12 protein-coding genes and 3 tRNA genes are annotated in these 18053 nt (G+C 46.6%); 12 read left to right on the forward strand and 3 right to left on the reverse strand.

Features of this window, described 5'->3' with window-relative positions:
* Window positions 1-112: 112 nt before the first annotated feature.
* Entirely contained in the window at window positions 113-826 is a 714-nt protein-coding gene (locus ACUJFK_RS11440; RefSeq protein ID WP_445426778.1) for an RluA family pseudouridine synthase, read from the reverse strand.
* A gap of 303 nt (window positions 827-1129) precedes the next feature.
* Between ACUJFK_RS11440 and fusA the strand changes: the two genes are divergently transcribed.
* The 6 genes from fusA (at window position 1130) to ACUJFK_RS11470 (ending at window position 10465) form a co-directional block, all read left to right on the forward strand.
* Complete coding sequence (gene fusA / locus ACUJFK_RS11445; protein ID WP_445424932.1) at window positions 1130-3229, forward strand: elongation factor G; 2100 nt, start codon at window positions 1130-1132, stop codon at window positions 3227-3229.
* A gap of 147 nt (window positions 3230-3376) precedes the next feature.
* Window positions 3377-4837: a circularly permuted type 2 ATP-grasp protein gene (locus tag ACUJFK_RS11450; protein ID WP_445424933.1), complete on the forward strand. Its 1461-nt coding sequence runs from the start codon at window positions 3377-3379 to the stop codon at window positions 4835-4837.
* Window positions 4838-4840: 3 nt separating this feature from the next.
* Window positions 4841-5812, forward strand: a complete 972-nt coding sequence (locus ACUJFK_RS11455; protein WP_445424934.1) for an alpha-E domain-containing protein — start codon at window positions 4841-4843, stop codon at window positions 5810-5812.
* A 25-nt stretch (window positions 5813-5837) separates the two neighbouring features.
* Window positions 5838-8204 carry a circularly permuted type 2 ATP-grasp protein gene (locus tag ACUJFK_RS11460; RefSeq protein ID WP_445424935.1) on the forward strand — a complete coding sequence of 789 codons (2367 nt, stop codon included), beginning with the start codon at window positions 5838-5840 and terminating at the stop codon, window positions 8202-8204.
* Entirely contained in the window at window positions 8201-9082 is an 882-nt protein-coding gene (locus ACUJFK_RS11465) for a transglutaminase family protein (RefSeq protein ID WP_445424936.1), read from the forward strand. The genes ACUJFK_RS11460 and ACUJFK_RS11465 overlap by 4 nt, the downstream gene beginning before the upstream one ends.
* A gap of 105 nt (window positions 9083-9187) precedes the next feature.
* Complete coding sequence (locus tag ACUJFK_RS11470; RefSeq protein WP_445424937.1) at window positions 9188-10465, forward strand: acetyl-CoA hydrolase/transferase family protein; 1278 nt, start codon at window positions 9188-9190, stop codon at window positions 10463-10465.
* Window positions 10466-10497: 32 nt separating this feature from the next.
* Here the strand turns inward: ACUJFK_RS11470 and uvrB are convergent, their stop codons facing one another.
* On the reverse strand, window positions 10498-12513 hold the full coding sequence (gene uvrB, locus ACUJFK_RS11475; RefSeq protein WP_445424938.1) for an excinuclease ABC subunit UvrB: 2016 nt from the start codon (window positions 12511-12513) through the stop codon (window positions 10498-10500).
* 8 nt (window positions 12514-12521) lie between these two features.
* Window positions 12522-13859, reverse strand: coding sequence for an MATE family efflux transporter (locus ACUJFK_RS11480; RefSeq protein WP_306178307.1), 1338 nt, complete (start codon window positions 13857-13859; stop codon window positions 12522-12524).
* Window positions 13860-14399: 540 nt separating this feature from the next.
* On the opposite strand from ACUJFK_RS11480, the gene ACUJFK_RS11485 reads away from it, so the two are divergent.
* The 6 genes from ACUJFK_RS11485 to rsxB all read left to right on the forward strand — a co-directional run bounded on the left by ACUJFK_RS11485 (window position 14400) and on the right by rsxB (window position 18049).
* A tRNA-Asn gene (locus ACUJFK_RS11485) sits at window positions 14400-14476 on the forward strand.
* A gap of 29 nt (window positions 14477-14505) precedes the next feature.
* A tRNA-Asn gene (locus tag ACUJFK_RS11490) sits at window positions 14506-14582 on the forward strand.
* 21 nt (window positions 14583-14603) lie between these two features.
* Window positions 14604-14680 (forward strand) — tRNA-Asn (locus ACUJFK_RS11495).
* Between the two features lie 168 nt (window positions 14681-14848).
* Complete coding sequence (locus ACUJFK_RS11500) at window positions 14849-16777, forward strand: EAL domain-containing protein (RefSeq protein ID WP_306178306.1); 1929 nt, start codon at window positions 14849-14851, stop codon at window positions 16775-16777.
* A gap of 139 nt (window positions 16778-16916) precedes the next feature.
* Entirely contained in the window at window positions 16917-17501 is a 585-nt protein-coding gene (gene rsxA / locus ACUJFK_RS11505) for an electron transport complex subunit RsxA (protein ID WP_226750049.1), read from the forward strand.
* Entirely contained in the window at window positions 17498-18049 is a 552-nt protein-coding gene (gene rsxB, locus ACUJFK_RS11510; RefSeq protein ID WP_226750050.1) for an electron transport complex subunit RsxB, read from the forward strand. The genes rsxA and rsxB overlap by 4 nt, the downstream gene beginning before the upstream one ends.
* Window positions 18050-18053: the final 4 nt, after the last annotated feature.

The following is an 18053-nucleotide window of genomic DNA, read 5'->3' on the forward strand; positions in this document are numbered from 1 at the left end:
TTTTTCTCATCGGCAAAGTTATTTTGTCGTTTTAGTATTAAGCATGTTTAACGAAATTCAACTTAACCAACAACTAAATTTTTTTGCTCACCCTAGCAGGCTTTATTCACGCTTAAAATGGACTTGGACAATGCCAATGCATGGGCTGCAAGCGGGTGGGATGCTCAAAGTCGATATCACTGGCATGCAGTAATAAACGCTCAGCCATCTGCTCACTTTGTGTGTTGTGATATAAATCACAACCTAAAATAGGATGACCAATACTCTGACTATGAATGCGTAACTGGTGGGTTCGCCCGGTGTGTGGCGTAAACGCCACTAGGCTTCGCGGTGGATCATTTAACCGTTTAAGCACTCGAAATTGACTCAGAGCGGCCTTACCGGTATCCGCACACATTCTGACTCGCCCAAAACCGTGTTTATCTTTGACTATCGCCGCACTAATCATGCCTTCGTCCGCCGTTAGCCAACCATCGAGCATCGCCATATAGCGTTTTTGCACGGCTCTTATTTGAAACTGTCGGTTTAAATGCTGGGTAGCCCGCTCTGTTAGCCCCACCAACATAATACCTGAGGTGCCGTAATCTAAGCGGTGCGGCAATTTAGCTTGCGCAAATGCAGGGCTGATGCCCTGCTGACCATTTACTAAACGGTAATGCACCGAATCCCAATTAAGTGGGTTTTTACCCGATAAACTTAATAAACCACTGGGTTTGTTGATCACTAACATGTCTGCATCTTGATATAAAATATCAACACTCGCCGCACAGGGTTTGGCAACAAAGTGATCCATCAGACTGTCGGTTGAACTGGCACTGTTTGACATGGCGCTTTCTCTGCTCACTGGAGCATCGTGATAAATAGCTTAGTGATGGTAACCCACTGGCTGACGAGGCGATACGACTTATTGCTGCTAGCGCACACCGTTATTGAAAAATTTGACCTGAAATTTAGCGCATTATAAAAGTCAATTACCGTCATGTCTTTGCTGTTACTGAAAAAGTCTGTAACTGTCTGTTGACAGTATCAGTAAAGAAATTAGCCGGTGACAATAATTTTTTCTGCAAAACATTTAAAAATCCTGTATATTGTCGCACTATTTTCAAACCCCTAGCTTATAGAGATGACTATGTCAGCAGATTTATCCTTATACAGAAACATTGGTATCTTCGCCCACGTTGATGCCGGCAAAACCACTACTACCGAACGTATCCTGAAACTGACCGGTAAAATCCATAAGTTAGGCGAAGTTCACGAAGGTGAATCAACTACCGACTTCATGGAACAAGAAGCCGAGCGCGGTATTACTATCCAGTCAGCAGCGGTTAGCTGTTTCTGGAAAGGCTACCGTTTCAACGTTATCGATACCCCGGGACACGTTGACTTCACTGTTGAAGTATATCGTTCATTAAAAGTATTAGACGGCGGTGTTGGCGTATTCTGTGGTTCTGGTGGTGTTGAGCCGCAATCAGAAACCAACTGGCGTTATGCTAACGACGCTGAAGTATCACGTCTGATCTTCGTTAACAAGCTTGACCGTATCGGCGCTGATTTCATCCGCGTAACTGAACAAGTTAAGAAAGTGTTAGGTGCTAAGCCATTAATCATGGTGTTACCTATCGGTCGCGAAGACACCTTTAAAGGTGTAGTTGACCTGTTAACTGAAAAAGCGTACATCTGGGATGAAACGGGTTTACCAGAAAACTACACCATTACTGATATTCCAGCTGACATGGCTGATGACGTTGCGATGTATCGTGAACAGTTAATCGAAACTGCTGTTGAGCAAGACGATGACCTGTTAATGGCCTACATGGAAGGCGAACAGCCTTCATTAGAAGACATTAAGCGTTGTATCCGTAAAGGTACTCGTGATTTAGCCTTCTTCCCAACTTACTGTGGTTCTGCTTTCAAAAACAAAGGCATGCAATTACTGTTAGACGCCGTTGTTGATTACTTACCGTCACCAACTGAAGTTATTCCTCAGCCACTGACTGACGAAGAAGGTAACGAAACTGGCCAGCACGCTATCGTATCTGCTGACGAGCCATTCCGCGCGTTAGCGTTCAAAATCATGGATGACCGTTTCGGCGCCTTGACCTTTATCCGTATTTACTCAGGCGTACTGAATAAAGGCGATACAGTGTTGAACTCGTTCACCGGTAAAACCGAGCGTATCGGCCGTATGGTTGAAATGCATGCCAACGACCGTACCGACCTGACCACTGCACAGGCTGGTGACATCATCGCCCTGGTAGGTCTGAAAAACAATACCCAAACTGGCCACACGCTGTGTGACCCTAAAGCCCCATGTACCCTTGAACCAATGGTATTCCCAGAGCCAGTAATCTCTATCTCTGTAACACCAAAAGATAAAGGTTCTGTTGAGAAGATGGGTATCGCTATCGGTAAGATGGTTGCTGAAGATCCTACTTTCCGCGTTGAAACTGATCCGGACTCAGGTGAAACCATCCTTAAAGGTATGGGTGAATTACACCTGGACATCAAAGTAGACATCTTAAAGCGTACTTACGGTGTTGAATTAGTAGTAGGTCAGCCACAGGTTGCTTACCGCGAAACGATTACCCGTGAAGTTGAAGACAGCTACACGCACAAGAAACAGTCTGGTGGTTCAGGTCAGTACGGTAAAATCGATTACCGCATTCGTCCGGGCGAGCAAAACTCTGGCTTCAAGTTCACTTCTACTGTTGTAGGTGGTAGCGTACCAAAAGAGTTTATGCCTGCTATCGAAAAAGGCTTCGAGTCTATGATGGCTACCGGTACTCTGGCTGGCTTCCCGGTATTAGACGTTGAAGTTGAAGTATTCGACGGTGGTTTCCACGCTGTTGACTCATCAGCAATCGCGTTCGAAATCGCTGCTAAAGGCGCTTTCCGTCAAACTATGCCAAAAGCTGGTGCGCAACTGCTTGAGCCAATCATGAAAGTTGACGTATTTACACCAGAAGATCACGTAGGTGATGTTATCGGTGACTTAAACCGTCGTCGTGGCATGATCTCTGGTCAGGAAGCGGGTGTAACTGGCGTACGTATCAAAGCTGACGTACCATTGTCAGAAATGTTTGGTTACATCAGTACATTACGTACGATGACATCAGGTCGTGGTCAGTTCTCTATGGAGTTCTCGCACTACTCACCGTGTCCATCAAACGTAGCGGAAGCCGTCATCGCTAAAGAAAAAGAAAAGAAAGCCGCTGCTGCTAAAAACTAAGCTGTAAGCGCATAACAAGCCCCGCTGGTGAAAACCGCGGGGCTTTTTTTATACTTGCTCTCGCGCTGGCATAAGCTTTGCTATGCTTCTTGTACAAACTAAAGCGATAGCCCGTTGCTATCGGCTCAGAAGTGCAAGGAGCTGTGCATGAGTCTGGAAAATTTTACCGGGGGCCGCTACCCCCTTTTAAAAAATTGTTTTGATGAATTAGTCGCTACCGATGGTAGTGCCAGACCGCCCGCCTCTGCGATTGCCCGCTTTATTGCTAAACATGGTGATTTAGAACTGTGCAAAAGACAACTACAACTAAATCAAACAATTAGCGATATGGGGGTCTGCTTTACCTTGTATGCAGACGGGTCGAATATCGACCGCGCTTGGCCATTAGATGTGATCCCACGTACCATCCCAAGCTCGGAATGGCAACGCACTAGCGCCGGTTTAAAACAACGCTTAGCTGCACTTAATCTGTTTATTGATGATTTATACAACGAGCAGAAAATCCTCAAACAAGGCATTGTGCCGGCAGAATTAATACTCGACTCTAAAAACTTTCTTGCACCATGTCAGGGCGTATCACCGATCCATGGTGTCTGGGCAAACATTTGTGGCACCGATTTGGTGCGTGATGAGCATGGCCAATTTTTAGTGTTAGAAGATAACCTACGAGTACCATCAGGGGTATCTTACATGCTGGAAAACCGCACCGTGATGAAACGCGTGTTTCCCGAATTGTTCGCCGACTCTACTATTGTGCCGGTAGATGATTATCCCGCGCAATTATGGCAAATGCTGGCATCATTATCGCCACGAGGAGAACATGTCCCGCCCTGCATCGTGGTACTTACGCCCGGTATTTATAACTCAGCTTACTTTGAACACAGCTTTTTAGCACAACAAATGGGCGTAGAGTTGGCTGAAAACCATGATTTATTCGTTGAAGATGACCGCGTCTGGCTAAAAACGCTGCGTGGCAAACGCCAAGTTGATGTGATTTATCGACGAATCGATGACATTTTTATCGATCCGCAAGCCTTTAGGCCAGATTCCGTGTTGGGGATCCCAGGATTGATTGCCGTTTGGCGCAAAGGCTTGGTGGCCATTGCCAATGCACCGGGGTCAGGGGTGGCCGATGATAAAGTGATTTATTCGTTCGTACCGAAGATTATTCAGTATTATCTAGGTGAAGAGCCGCTGCTACAAAATGTCGAAACCTACTTGTGCCAAGATCCCTTACAACGTAGCTTTGTGTTAGCCAATTTAGATAAGCTGGTGGTGAAACCCGCAAACGAGTCTGGCGGTTACGGTATTTTAATTGGCCCTCGTGCCAGCCAAAGCGAGCGCGATGAGATGGCCATGGCCATTAAAGCCAACCCACGTAATTTTATTGCCCAGCCCACACTCAACCTGTCAACGGCACCAACGCTTTGTGAGGGGATGTTAGAACCACGCCATTTAGATCTTCGCCCCTTTATTTTACAGGGTGCCGAGTTGTATTGCTCCACTGGCGGTTTAAGCCGTGTCGCACTGACCAAAGGCTCTTTGGTCGTTAATTCTTCACAAGGTGGCGGTAGTAAAGACACCTGGATCATCAATGATGAGGGCTAAGCAATGTTAGCAAGATCCGTAGAAAATATATTTTGGTTGGGCCGTTATTTAGAACGGCTCGACGATACTGCTCGTTTAGTCAATGCCACCAGCCACTTACTGATCGACAGCCATAAAGATACTGAGTTTGGCTGGCCGGTGTTACTCGAGGTGATGGGACAAGACAGTGCGAAGGTACTGGCCAGTTATGGCTTGGAGCATCAAAATCGGCAACAAATAGCGCAAATTGAACAAGCGGTGATGCAACACCTGATCAGCAATATCGACAGCCCCGTTTCTATCCGTAATGCCTGCAGTCAGTTACGTTATAACGCCCGAACGATTCGACAATTATTGCCGCGTGATATGTGGGAAGAGCTAAACAAACTCGACAGTTTCGTCCAGCAACAATGTGTGGAAACAGTCAGTCGCCAGCAGCGCTATCAATTGATGACCGAAATCAGTCGTCGTTGCCAAATGGTCATTGGTACTTTAGATAGCGTAATGTTACGGGGTGATGCTTTTGATCTTTTTACTATTGGTCGTCATTTAGAGCGTGCGGATATGGTGACGCGGATCATGGACGTGATGGTGCTGCAAACCTTACAACCCACGCAGTTAAAACGGCCACGTTTTCGTTGGATCTCCATTCTCAATGCCTTGGGCGGAGCGGAATCCTATCAATATTATATCGCCAATAATCTGGCTGGGGCGGCTGCCGATGCCATTGATTATCTGTTATGCTATGCCGATTTTCCACGCTCAGTAAGTTATTGTCTGCACCGCATCGCGGCCTCAGGCAAAGCCTTACCAAATAGCCCGGCCATCTTGCAGCAGGTACATCAATTACAGCATTTGATTACCGAGCAAGCAGTAACCGAGTTAAGTACTGTGCAGTTGCATGAACTGATTGACCAGATCCAAACCGGCATTATTGACTTGCATCAGGTTCTGCTCAATATCGCCACAGCTGAGCAGCAACCATTAATCGCCTAGCGCCATCGCGCTTGCAGGAGTAGCCGTGCCAGCAGTGAATGCACCGCCAAGCTCAACCGAACAGCTTTTGGCGTGGTTTGCTAAGTTTCCTTTAGCTCTGCGTAGCCGTTGGTATGATGATATTCAACATCAGCTACGCGAAAATGGCGCAAACTTTGATCGTTGGCAAAAACCGGGGCGCAAACTTGATTTGTATCCGTGGTTAATCAGTACGGCAGATTGGCAACAGGTGCAGGCTGGTATCGCGCAGCGCCATCAATTACTCGCCTTGATCCTGCAAGATCTGTATGGGCCGCAGCAGTTAGTACAAAGCGGAATTATTCCCGCAGAACTCTTGTTTTCCAACCCGCAGTTTCTGTTTGAAAGTGCTGGCTTAGTGCAGCAACCTGAACAATGGCTACCGCTACTGGCAACCGATTTAGGCTTTGATCATCATGGTCAGGTTTGCGCCTTTGCCGACAGCTGTAAGGCGCCTGCTGGCTTAGGTTTTGCGCTAGAACATCGTTTAGCATTAAAGCAGAGTATTCCTGAGCTGCAACAGCTGCGCGCTAAAGCTCATCTGTCTGGTTTTTTTCGGCAGCTACGTTTTTTTTTACAGCAACAAGGCAATGGCATTGCGGCTATCTTAACTCATGGCGCGCGCGATGAAGCCTACTTTGAGCAAGCCTTTTTAGCCAACTATCTAGATTTAGCTTTGGTGCATGGTGCCGATCTGATGTTTAGCGAACAACGCATCTGGTTAAAAACACTCAGTGGTTTGCAACCGGTCAGTGCCTTGATGCGCTTTTTAGATGATCGTTTAACCGATCCGCTGGAACTTGACAGTGAAGGTGCTGGCGTAGCCGGGCTGTTACACAGTATTCGGCAACAGCAACTGTTTTGTGCCAACCCTCCCGGCACCGCGTTATTGGATAGCGGTATCTTGTTACCGTTTTTAACGGCTGCGGCCGATTACTTCTGGCAAAAGCCGCTGCTGCTCAATACCGTGCAAGCCTATTGGTGCAAAGAAACGCAACCCTTGCAACAGGTGCTAAAAAACCCAGAGCAATTTTTACTGCATGACCTATCCGCACAGCAGCAATATGCGGCAGATAACACCTGTGCCTTATTGCAGCGCCCTGCCGATTTTATTGCGCGGCAAAAATTGTCGTTACACATGCAGCCTTGCTATGATCAGCAAAACCCAACTTGGCAATTGCCAGCAGTGCTTAGAACCTTTAGTTTGTACCAATCGAATCAAGCCCCGCTGCTGCTGCCTGGCGGTTTTGCGCGTTTAGGTGAGCTGAGTCAAATTCAATTACCGGTTATTGCCCAAGATGGCTCAGAGTTAAGTAAGGATGTCTGGGTACTGGGTATAGATCAACCCACAGAATCCCTACTGCAACCGAGCTACAATTCAATGCCGTTATCACGTGAAGCGGGCTTGCTACCCAGTCGCGTCGCTGAACATTTATTTTGGTTAGGTCGTTATAACGAGCGTTTAAACTTATTAATTCGGGCACTGCGGGTTGCGCTGCCGTTATTGCCCCCTACTCAAGCTACTCAAACTGAACAACAGCTCTATTGTTTTATCGATTTTTGTTTGTTGGCCAATGGCAGCCCACCGCGCCAAGTAAATGAGCCCATTAGTGTTGCACTGGCGCAATTGTTCTCTCCGAGTAATCCACTTAGTGTCATCGGCTTACTGAAAAATTTGATTTACAATGCGCAATCTGTGCGTGAGTACTTTAGTGAAGATACCTGGCTGTTACTCGATAAGTTACAAGCTACCGTCTATGAATGGCAACAAACGCCAGACTTACAGCAGCCCATGACCATTATTTATTTATTAGATGAGATGGTATTACTACAAACCGCGATTTATGGCCTGAATAACGAAACGATGAGTCGCACCCAAGCATTGCGTTTTATGGATATTGGCCAGCACCTCGAGCGCGCGTTACAAACCAGTTTATTGTTGCAGCGTATTTACAGCCAAGATTTACCCTCTGCCGGCGTGATGGAAGCCTTATTACGCATGGCCGATACCTTGATGACCTATCGACGGCGCTACCGCTCAGAGCTCAACCCGATGGCGATTTTAGACTTACTGTTACTCGATACCACCACACCTCGCTCCGTCGGCTATCAAATCAGTCGATTACATCGACAAACGCGAGCCTTACCAGAATTAACCAGTGCGGATCGGCAGCATTTACCCGCGCTGACCACGGAGCTGAGCCAACTATTAGAACAAGTCAGTACCCAACAATTAGATGCTAATTATCCGTCTTGTTTAACCTTGCACGCCCAGCTTGGCCAGTTACAGTATTTGTTACGGCAACTGTCGAACGAATTATCGCTGTGTTACTTTACCCATGCGCATCGAAGCAGTCCTTGGTCCATGTCATGAACTACCAGCTCAAGCACCTTACCGAATATCAATACGAACATGCTGTAGCGAACAGTTACAACCTCGCGTGTTTAATGCCGCGGCAATTACCCTATCAACACGTCAGCCAGGCCAGTGTCCGTTTAACGCCCGATCTGGGACACATCAGCCAATATCAGGATTACTTTGGTAATACCCGACATTTAATTCATTTACAGCCCCCCCATCAACAGCTAAAGGTATGCAGTGAAGCCTTAGTTGAAGTGTTACCGCGCCACAACAGTGCCTTACTCGACAGCGGCAGCGGTGTGGACATTCCACAGCTACAGCATTATTTAAATAACAACCTAACAGCCGCGGCCATGCAAGCTAAACTGTTTTGCCAAGCCAGTAAGCTCGCTCCGTTTTTAACTGAAACCGCTGCGCTGTTACCGCCGTTACGCGCCCCTAAGCAAACCCTGTTGCAATTAGTAGAATGTTTAAACCAGTATATCTTTGAGCATTTTATCTACACACCGGGCTTTACTACCGTCGTCACCCCCCTTACCGAGGTGCTACAACATCGGCGCGGCGTTTGCCAAGATTTTGCCCAGCTCGCCATCAGCTGCCTGCGGGCAAATGGTATCCCTTGTCGCTATGTCAGTGGTTATCTCGAAACACAACCGCCACCAGGACAAGCACGATTGCAAGGCGCGGATGCTTCACATGCGTGGTTTGCGGTGTTTGATCCAGAGCTCGGCTGGATTGATTTTGATCCGACCAATAACTTATTGCCGTGCCAGCAACATCTGACTTTGGCTTTTGGTCGTGATTATGCCGATGTGGTGCCATTAAAAGGCGTAGTGCAAGGCAGTGGCGCCCATCAATTACAAGTCGCAGTGGATGTGATCCCGTGCTAAGTTAATGGCCTCTTTGCTCTGCACTGGCGCATGCTCACGCAACTCAGTGATCTAAACAAGCACGCGCCAGCGCAGTGAGCAGTTTTCAGCAAAACGGAGTTCTCGATGCGCGTCACCACCGCCGAACAGGCCCTTAGTATTTTGCAAGATAACGACACTATTTGGTGTCAGTCGATGGCGGCAACACCCTATTATTTATTGCACGCTTTAGCCACAGTGGCGTTATCCCGGCGCAATCTTACCTTATTACAATTACATACTGAGCATAGCGAAGTATTGTGCGCACCGGAACTGAGCGGTCATTTACGTCAGCGGGCTTTTTTTGTGGGGAGCAGTACGCGCCAGGCCGTGCAATGTGGCTTAGCCGATTATGTCCCAATATTTTTATCCGAAATCCCCAAATTATTTCGAAGCGGCGAACAACCGCTTGATGCGGTATTAATCCAAGTTTCTCCGCCAGATAAACATGGCTATTGCAGTTTAGGGATCTCGGTAGAAGCAACGCGTGCCGCCCTACAAATGGCTAAACGCGTGATTGCCTGGATCAATCCGTTAATGCCCAGAACTCATGGTGACTCTTTTGTGCATCTGAGTCGATTTGACCGTTATGTTGAGTACAGCGCCCCGCTACCGCAACATTTGCCCGTGCCGCTGGATGCCATTACCCAGCAAATTGGCCAACATGTCGCCAGCTTAATCCGCGATGGCGATTGTTTACAACTGGGTATTGGCGCCATACCCGATGCCACCCTAGCCTGTTTAGGCCAACATCAGCATTTAGGTATTCATACCGAAATGTTTTCCGATGGGGTGCTACCGCTTATCCAAACGGGCGTCATCAATAATCAGCGTAAACGCAAACATCGCGGTAAAATTGTTACCACTTTTGCGATGGGCTCTCAAGCCTTGTACAACTATTTGGATGACAACCCCGAAGTGGTCTTTTTAGATGTCGAGTACACCAACGATACCGCGGTTATTCGGCAAAACCCGCAAGTGGTCGCGATTAATAGCGCTTTACAAGTCGATTTAAGCGGCCAAGTGTGTGCCGATTCGCTGGGCACCAAAATTTACTCTGGCGTGGGCGGACAAATGGATTTTGTGCGTGGCGCGAGTTTATCCGAAGGGGGACGCGCGATTATTGCCTTGCCCGCTACCGCGGCGGGCGGCACAGTATCACGCATCAGCAGTTTATTGGCACCCGGTGCGGGAGTGGTTACCACCCGCGCTCATGTTAACTATATTGTTACCGAGTACGGTATTGCTCAACTTCGCGGTAAAAGTTTAACTGAACGTGCCAAGGCGCTGATTAACATTGCGGCGCCCGCTTTTCAAGAACGGCTGGCGCAGCAAGCCTGGGATGATTGGCGCTTAAACGTGTAAGCGCCGTTAACGAGTGCGACAAACATAAGGGTTTAGCTTTCCGGTAATTCCAGTAAGCGCTGCTTGATTTTATGCACCTGATCACGCAGCGCTGCCGCTTGTTCAAACTCGAGATCCCGGGCATGTTGCAGCATCTTTTGTTCCAGCTGTTTAATTTCAGCCTGCATTTGATAAGGCGTTTTGCCTTTAAAGAAAGCTTTCGTTTCAGCTACTTGGCGCAATACAATATTTTTGGTTTGTGGCGATTGCCCCAGATCCATCACATCGGCTACTTTCTTCAGAATCGCCTTGGGCGAAATACCATGCTCAGCGTTAAAGGCAAGTTGTTTATCGCGCCGACGATCCGTTTCATCAATCGCTTTGCGCATAGAATTGGTAATGCGATCAGCATATAAAATCGCCCGTCCTGCTAAGTTTCGCGCCGCACGACCTATGGTTTGAATTAACGAACGCTCTGAGCGTAAAAAACCTTCTTTATCTGCATCAAGAATGGCCACTAATGACACCTCAGGAATATCCAGACCTTCTCGCAGCAAATTGATACCCACCAAAACATCGAAGATCCCTAAGCGTAAATCACGAATAATTTCCATGCGCTCGACGGTATCGATATCAGAGTGTAAATAACGCACACGAATACCATGTTCACTTAAGTACTCGGTAAGATCTTCCGCCATCTTTTTGGTCAGGGTTGTCACCAGCACCCGCTCTTGTCGCGCAGCGCGCTGCATCGCTTCCGACATTAAATCATCAACTTGCGTCGCGACGGGGCGAATTTCAATAATCGGATCAACCAAGCCCGTTGGCCGCACCACCTGCTCAATCACTTCGCCATTAGAGTGTTCTAACTCATAAGCCGCCGGTGTGGCCGAAACATAGATGCGCTGCGGTGCGATCATTTCAAACTCTTCGAACTTCAGCGGCCGGTTATCTAAAGCAGAAGGTAAGCGAAAACCATAGTTAACCAAGTTTTCTTTCCGTGACCGGTCGCCCTTATACATCGCGCCAATTTGCGAAATGGTGACGTGCGACTCATCAATAAACATTAAACCATCGTCTGGAAAATATTCCAGTAAGGTCGGTGGTGGTGCACCATCACCACGGCCCGATAAATAGCGCGAATAGTTTTCAATACCCGAGCAATAGCCTAATTCAATCATCATTTCGATATCAAACTGCGTGCGCTGCGCTAAACGCTGCTCTTCAACCAGTTTATTGGCACTGAGTAACTGCTGACGACGCTCAGCAAGGTCAACCTTGATTTGCTCTACGGCTTTTAGAATCGTCTCTCTGGGTGTGACATAGTGCGTTTTAGGATAGATGGTATAGCGCGTCACAATTTTTTCCACCGCTCCGGTGAGCGGGTCGAATAAACTGATACGTTCAATTTCTTCATCAAATAATTCGATACGAACAGCAATCTCTTCCGACTCTGCCGGAAACACATCAATCACATCACCGCGTACCCGATAAGTGGCACGCTCAAAGGCCAGATCATTTCGGCTGTATTGCAGTTCGGCCAAGCGCCTTAAGATAAAGCGCTGGTCAATAATATCGCCTTGCTTTAAATGCAACAGCATTTGCATATAAGACTGCGGATCGCCCAAACCATAAATGGCAGACACCGATGCGATAATCACCACATCACGACGCTCCATCAGCGCTTTGGTCGCAGACAGGCGCATTTGCTCAATATGCTCATTTATCGACGCATCTTTTTCAATAAAGGTATCCGTCGAGGGTACATAGGCTTCAGGCTGATAATAATCATAATAAGACACGAAATATTCAACGGCATTATGCGGGAAAAACGCTTTCATCTCGCCGTAAAGCTGCGCGGCGAGTGTTTTATTGTGTGCCATAATTAGCGTTGGTCGGCCCACTTGAGCAATCACACTGGCCATCGTAAAGGTTTTACCTGAGCCGGTGACACCTAATAACGTTTGATGCGCTAGGCCACTCTCTAAGCCGCTGACCAGCTTTTCGATCGCGCCAGGTTGGTCGCCAGCCGGTTGATAATCTGATACCAGTTCAAAAGCACGTGACATGGTGTTTCCTATAACAAATAGCGTTGCTGCACTCGGTTAAACCAATAATAAGCCACGGCAGCCGTAAGCAAATTAGCAAGAATGCATCCAATAAAAATGCCGACCACGCCAAACACAACGCCGCCAAGCCAAGCAAGGGGTACATAGCAAACAAACAAACGGATCACGCTAAGTACCACGGCTTTCGCCGGTAAATGCAACGCATTAAAAGAAGAATTGGTTAAAATGATGATGCCTTGTAAGCCATAAGCCAAAGGCATCAGCCAGATAAACCAACGTAAATAACTGGCAACGTCTGCATTATCCGTGAACATAGCGGCAATCGGATAAGCCAGTAGCGCTAAGATAAGATAAATACCGGCTTGCCAAAACATCACAAAACGACAACATAACTGATAAGCCTCTTTGACACGATCAAAACGCGATGCCCCAAAGTTTTGACTAATCACCGGTGGCAGGGTCATCGATAACGCTAACACCACTAACGAAGCAATACTCTCAATCCGTGCTCCCACGCCAAAGGCCGCGACGGCTTCTGGACCATAAGAAGCCATAATCGCCGTGAGAATCGCCATCGCCACCGGCGTGAGCATGTTGGCGCCGGCAGCCGGTAGACCAATGTGCAAAATTTTACGACAGATCTGACGAAACAAACCCCAAGGTAATATCCAAGCCGTTAATAAACCGCGCTTAACACTGAGCCAATATAAAATAAACACAAAGCCGGCTAACCAAGAGATGACCGTCGCAATGGCAGCCCCACTGATCCCCATAGCAGGAATAGGGCCAATACCAAAAATCAGGATCGGATCCAAAATCGCATTAATCACACCGCTGCCGGCCATCACTAGACTGGGGATCTTTGTATCACCAGCTGCACGTAAAATGGCATTACCGACCATGGGTGTTACTAATAAAATCGACCCCGCCAGCCAAATCAGCATGTAGCGTTCAATATAAGAAAAGATCTCTGGCGTCGCCCCCAACAAAAAAAACAGCGGCTCTAACAAAAGATAGCCCAGCAAGGCGAGAATACTGACTAAAATCGCCGACAGCCATAAAGCCGCTAAACTGTCGGCCCGCGCCGTGTCGGTTTGCCCTGCCCCCAGAGCTTTGGCAATAATGGCTGAAGTACCAATGCTTAAACCAATCGCTAAACTGATTAAGGTAAAGGTAACCGGAAAGGTAAAACTGATTGCCGCCAGTTGCTGAGTTCCTAGTAAGCTAATAAAAAAGGTATCGACCAGGTTAAAACTCATTAGCGTCAACATCCCGCCCATCACTGGCCAAGTCAGACGTTTTAATAAGGGAGCCATGCTGGCTGTTAACAGTGGATTCGTGCTCATCAAAGATAACTGCTTCTTACGATGTCAGAAAAGTCAGTCTCTATTGTAGAGAAAAGCGCGAGTCAGCACCATGCTCGTCGTCGAATAAGCCAAATTACCGGTTTAGTGGCATGAATGACCTGAAACTCACAAAAACAGTGCACAATGGCAAGCGGATCGGACAGGCAGTAAACAAAAACTGCACTTAAAAAGCACAATCCGCTCAAAAAATCATAAGCGACTGAAATTTAACACAAAAAATTTTTATCGCAAAGCTATTGACCACGATGAAATTAAGCAATGACAAGGCTTTGCTCGATTAAGCAACCAGTCATTCACAGAGTTATCCACAGCTTCCGTGGATAACTCTGTACAAGGCTTATTGGCTAAGGTGTTGCGGTCATTGCCATCTGAATGACCCGTCATCGTTCCTCGATTCGTATTGAAAATGTGCATTTTGGCGAAACTATACGCAAGTAAACCACTTCTGTAAAAATCAGCTCTGCAAAGTGTTGACAGTCTCCTAAGGTGGCATTAGTATTGCGCCCCGTTGAATGCTGTTCCCTAGTAGCTCAGTTGGTTAGAGCGGCGGACTGTTAATCCGTAGGTCACTGGTTCGAGTCCAGTCTGGGGAGCCAACAGCAATATTTAACGAATGTATCACCCTTCCCTAGTAGCTCAGTTGGTTAGAGCGGCGGACTGTTAATCCGTAGGTCACTGGTTCGAGTCCAGTCTGGGGAGCCAAATCTCTGCATACCTTTTTGTTCCCTAGTAGCTCAGTTGGTTAGAGCGGCGGACTGTTAATCCGTAGGTCACTGGTTCGAGTCCAGTCTGGGGAGCCACAATTTTTCTGTTATACTCCTTTTACCCCCTGTGTTTTATAATCTGACATTTTCGTGTTATTTATTTATTTTTAAAGATTTTTTTGCTTTAATAGGCACAGTGAGTTGCGTGATAAAAGCCACATTTGCGCTTTTATAATGGATGCAATATTGATTGGTGGTCTAGGAATGATGAAAAACTTTCGAACGTTACTTACAGCACAGTTAGTCTCTGCGACTCTGCTAGTAATTGTCTTGCTGGTTGGTTTCCTCTATTACGGCAAGAACCAACTCATTTTACAAGAAAATACAGCCAAACTTGCCATAGAACAAACCATCGCAACCCATGTTACCGCAGATGGTAAATCATTAAGCCGTCAACTAGACCGCAGCTTTAAATTAAAAAGCCTGCAAGTCAGACGTTTAGATGGCACCATTTTATATGAACAAAGCAATAATGCTTATCAAGCCAGCTTTATTAGTCAGCTTTTTGCGCTAGCCGGTAAAGTAGACGATACCGTGACCATCAAAGATGAACAACAAGACGTGCTGGTGCGTTATGAGTTAGATCACCGCGCCACCTTAAAAGGCATGCAATATTTTTTATTCGTGCTGGTTGGTAGCCCTTTCATTCTGTTTATGTTGCCAGTGCTCATTATCAAAAACAGTTTGCAACGCAAGTATCGTCGTATCTCTAGAGTGGTTAACGAGACCATCGAGGCGTTCTTATCAGACAATCAACAAACAAAAACAGAAAACAGTGAACTCCCTGCTGAGTTTTCTGAAATCAGTATTTCATTACGCAAGTTAACGCAATATACCCAGCAACAAGCTGAAAAAATGAAAGCTGATGCCCAACTTATTGCAGAAGAAGCATATAAAGATGCAGTGACAGGCCTGCCGAACCGTAATCGTTTTGTGCAAAACTATGAAGAGCATTTTACTAATTCCAGCCAAGCTAACTATGGTATTTTTGGTATTACTCGCTGTACCGAATTGCAAAGTATTAACCAAACCCGTGGCTTCCATGAGGGTGATCAATATATTAAAGAAGTGTCAGATATTCTTAAACGGGTAATCGCAACCTATCGCGATAGCAAATTATTCCGTTTAAATGGTTCTGACTTTGGTATTTTAATGCCAAAAGTGACACCTAAAGAAGCAGAAAACTTTGCCCTGCAATTACAAAGCCGCTTTAATGAGTTTCAAAAACTTTCTGAACTTGACTCGGTAGCCTACACCGGTTTAGTCAGCTATGAAAATGGCAAAGCCTTAGGTGAGTTATTGGCCAGTGCCGATACCTCTATCAGTTTAGCGCAAACTAAACAGCCGAATGCCTGGCACTTACAAAAAGAAAGCAGTGGCTTAGACAGTGCGGGTAACAGTTACGGCAATCAAAATTGGCGTAATGTGATTGACGATGTGATAGCAAATAATCGGTTAGCGTTATTAGTTCAACATATCATGCCGTCTTCGCGCGCAGCTAAAGCCTATTCCGAAATTCTGGTGCGCTTTAAAACGCATGAAGAGCAAACGCTGCCTACGGCTTCTTTCTTAGCCATGGCAGAGAAACTGGACAAAATTATTGCCATTGATCGTTTAATTGTTGAAACCTCTTTGACGACGATCAAAACCAAAAGCATGCATGACCAGTATTTTGGTATAAATCTTTCGCCACGCAGTGTGCATGATGATCAATTTGTGATCTGGTTAGAACGGCGCTTGCTAAAAGATGCCAATATTGCCGCTAAATTGGTGTTTGAAGTCAGCGAATTTGGTTTACAACAAAATCTCAAAACCAGTAAACGTTTTATCGACATGCTACATCGTGCCGGTTCACGTATTACCGTTGAGAAATTTGGTGTGGGTATTACCTCATTTAAATTCTTCCGCGATTTAAAACCCGATTATGTGAAAATGGATGGCAGCTACACCCGCCATATCAATGAAGATAAAAACAATCAGTATTTTATGCGTTTAATGATCGATTTAGCACACCGCATTGGTGTGGGTGTGTTTGCTGAAAGCGTTGAAACGCAGGAAGAAAAACACATGCTGGAATCGTTGTTTATTGACGGCAACCAAGGCTATTACATCGGCAAACCTAGCCCCATGTAATACCCCATGCCGTGTGGCGGCTGCCAGCAAAGTTTTACAGTTAAGGGCTTCTGCATAGCAAAAGCCCTTACTTTTATCAGGTTGTATGCCATACAGGCTAACGGCATAATACGCACTGAGAACCCTATAACGTAACCCTATGACTGAATTTTTATTACTCCTTGTAAGTACAGTATTGGTCAATAACTTTGTCCTGGTTAAATTTCTTGGGCTTTGTCCCTTTATGGGCGTGTCAGGCAAGTTAGAAACCGCCATTGGTATGTCTTTAGCGACCACCTTTGTACTGACACTGGCTTCTATCAGTAGCTATCTTGTTGACAGCTATGTACTCGCGCCGTTAGATCTATTGTATTTACGAACCCTGAGCTTTATTTTGGTGATTGCCGTGGTCGTGCAATTTACCGAAATGGTCGTGCACAAAACGAGTCCTAATTTATATCGGTTATTGGGCATCTTTTTACCGCTGATCACCACTAATTGTGCGGTATTAGGCGTGGCCTTATTAAATGTTAATGCACGGCATAATTTTATTAATTCCGCATTATATGGCTTTGGCGCTGCCGCTGGGTTTTCGTTAGTGTTGATCTTATTTGCCGCTATGCGTGAGCGTTTAGCTGCAGCCGATGTGCCGGTACCTTTTAAGGGTGCGGCCATTGCGATGATCACCGCAGGTTTAATGTCCCTGGCCTTTATGGGCTTTAGTGGCTTGGTGAAATCGGTATGACTATTATTACCGCACTCATCGCACTGGGTGTACTGGCGTTATTGTTCGGTGCTTTACTCGGCTATTCGGCTATTCGCTTTAAAGTGGAAAGCGACCCCTTGGTCGAGCAAATTGATGACATTTTACCGCAAACTCAGTGTGGCCAATGTGGCTATCCTGGCTGTCGCCCCTATGCAGAAGCAATTGCCAATGGCGATGACATTAACAAATGCCCTCCGGGTGGCGATGCCACTATAAAAAAACTGTCCGAGCTGATGGGCGTTGAAGCGAAACCGTTAAATGCCGCGCAAGAGCCTGCGGTAAAACGTGTGGCTTTTATTCGCGAAGATGAGTGCATTGGCTGTACCAAATGTATTCAAGCCTGCCCCGTCGATGCCATAGTTGGCGCGTCCAAATTAATGCATACCGTACTGGTTGATGAATGTACGGGCTGTGATCTGTGTGTTGAACCTTGCCCGGTTGATTGTATTGATATGATCCCTGTTCCGGTGACCGCTGAGCGCTGGAAATGGGATTTACAGGCAATCCCGGTAAAAGTGGTGGAGTAACCCA

The organism is Alishewanella sp. HL-SH06, assembly GCF_052656265.1.

Excerpts from the sequence above, each read along its gene's own strand:
- ACUJFK_RS11440 (WP_445426778.1), bottom strand. The coding sequence starts at position 826 with ATGTCAAACAGTGCCAGTTCAACCGACAGTCTGATGGATCACTTTGTT.
- fusA (WP_445424932.1), top strand. The coding sequence starts at position 1,130 with ATGTCAGCAGATTTATCCTTATACAGAAACATTGGTATCTTCGCCCAC.
- ACUJFK_RS11450 (WP_445424933.1), top strand. The coding sequence starts at position 3,377 with ATGAGTCTGGAAAATTTTACCGGGGGCCGCTACCCCCTTTTAAAAAAT.
- ACUJFK_RS11455 (WP_445424934.1), top strand. The coding sequence starts at position 4,841 with ATGTTAGCAAGATCCGTAGAAAATATATTTTGGTTGGGCCGTTATTTA.
- ACUJFK_RS11465 (WP_445424936.1), top strand. The coding sequence starts at position 8,201 with ATGAACTACCAGCTCAAGCACCTTACCGAATATCAATACGAACATGCT.
- ACUJFK_RS11470 (WP_445424937.1), top strand. The coding sequence starts at position 9,188 with ATGCGCGTCACCACCGCCGAACAGGCCCTTAGTATTTTGCAAGATAAC.
- uvrB (WP_445424938.1), bottom strand. The coding sequence starts at position 12,513 with ATGTCACGTGCTTTTGAACTGGTATCAGATTATCAACCGGCTGGCGAC.
- ACUJFK_RS11480 (WP_306178307.1), bottom strand. The coding sequence starts at position 13,859 with ATGAGCACGAATCCACTGTTAACAGCCAGCATGGCTCCCTTATTAAAA.
- ACUJFK_RS11500 (WP_306178306.1), top strand. The coding sequence starts at position 14,849 with ATGATGAAAAACTTTCGAACGTTACTTACAGCACAGTTAGTCTCTGCG.
- rsxA (WP_226750049.1), top strand. The coding sequence starts at position 16,917 with ATGACTGAATTTTTATTACTCCTTGTAAGTACAGTATTGGTCAATAAC.
- rsxB (WP_226750050.1), top strand. The coding sequence starts at position 17,498 with ATGACTATTATTACCGCACTCATCGCACTGGGTGTACTGGCGTTATTG.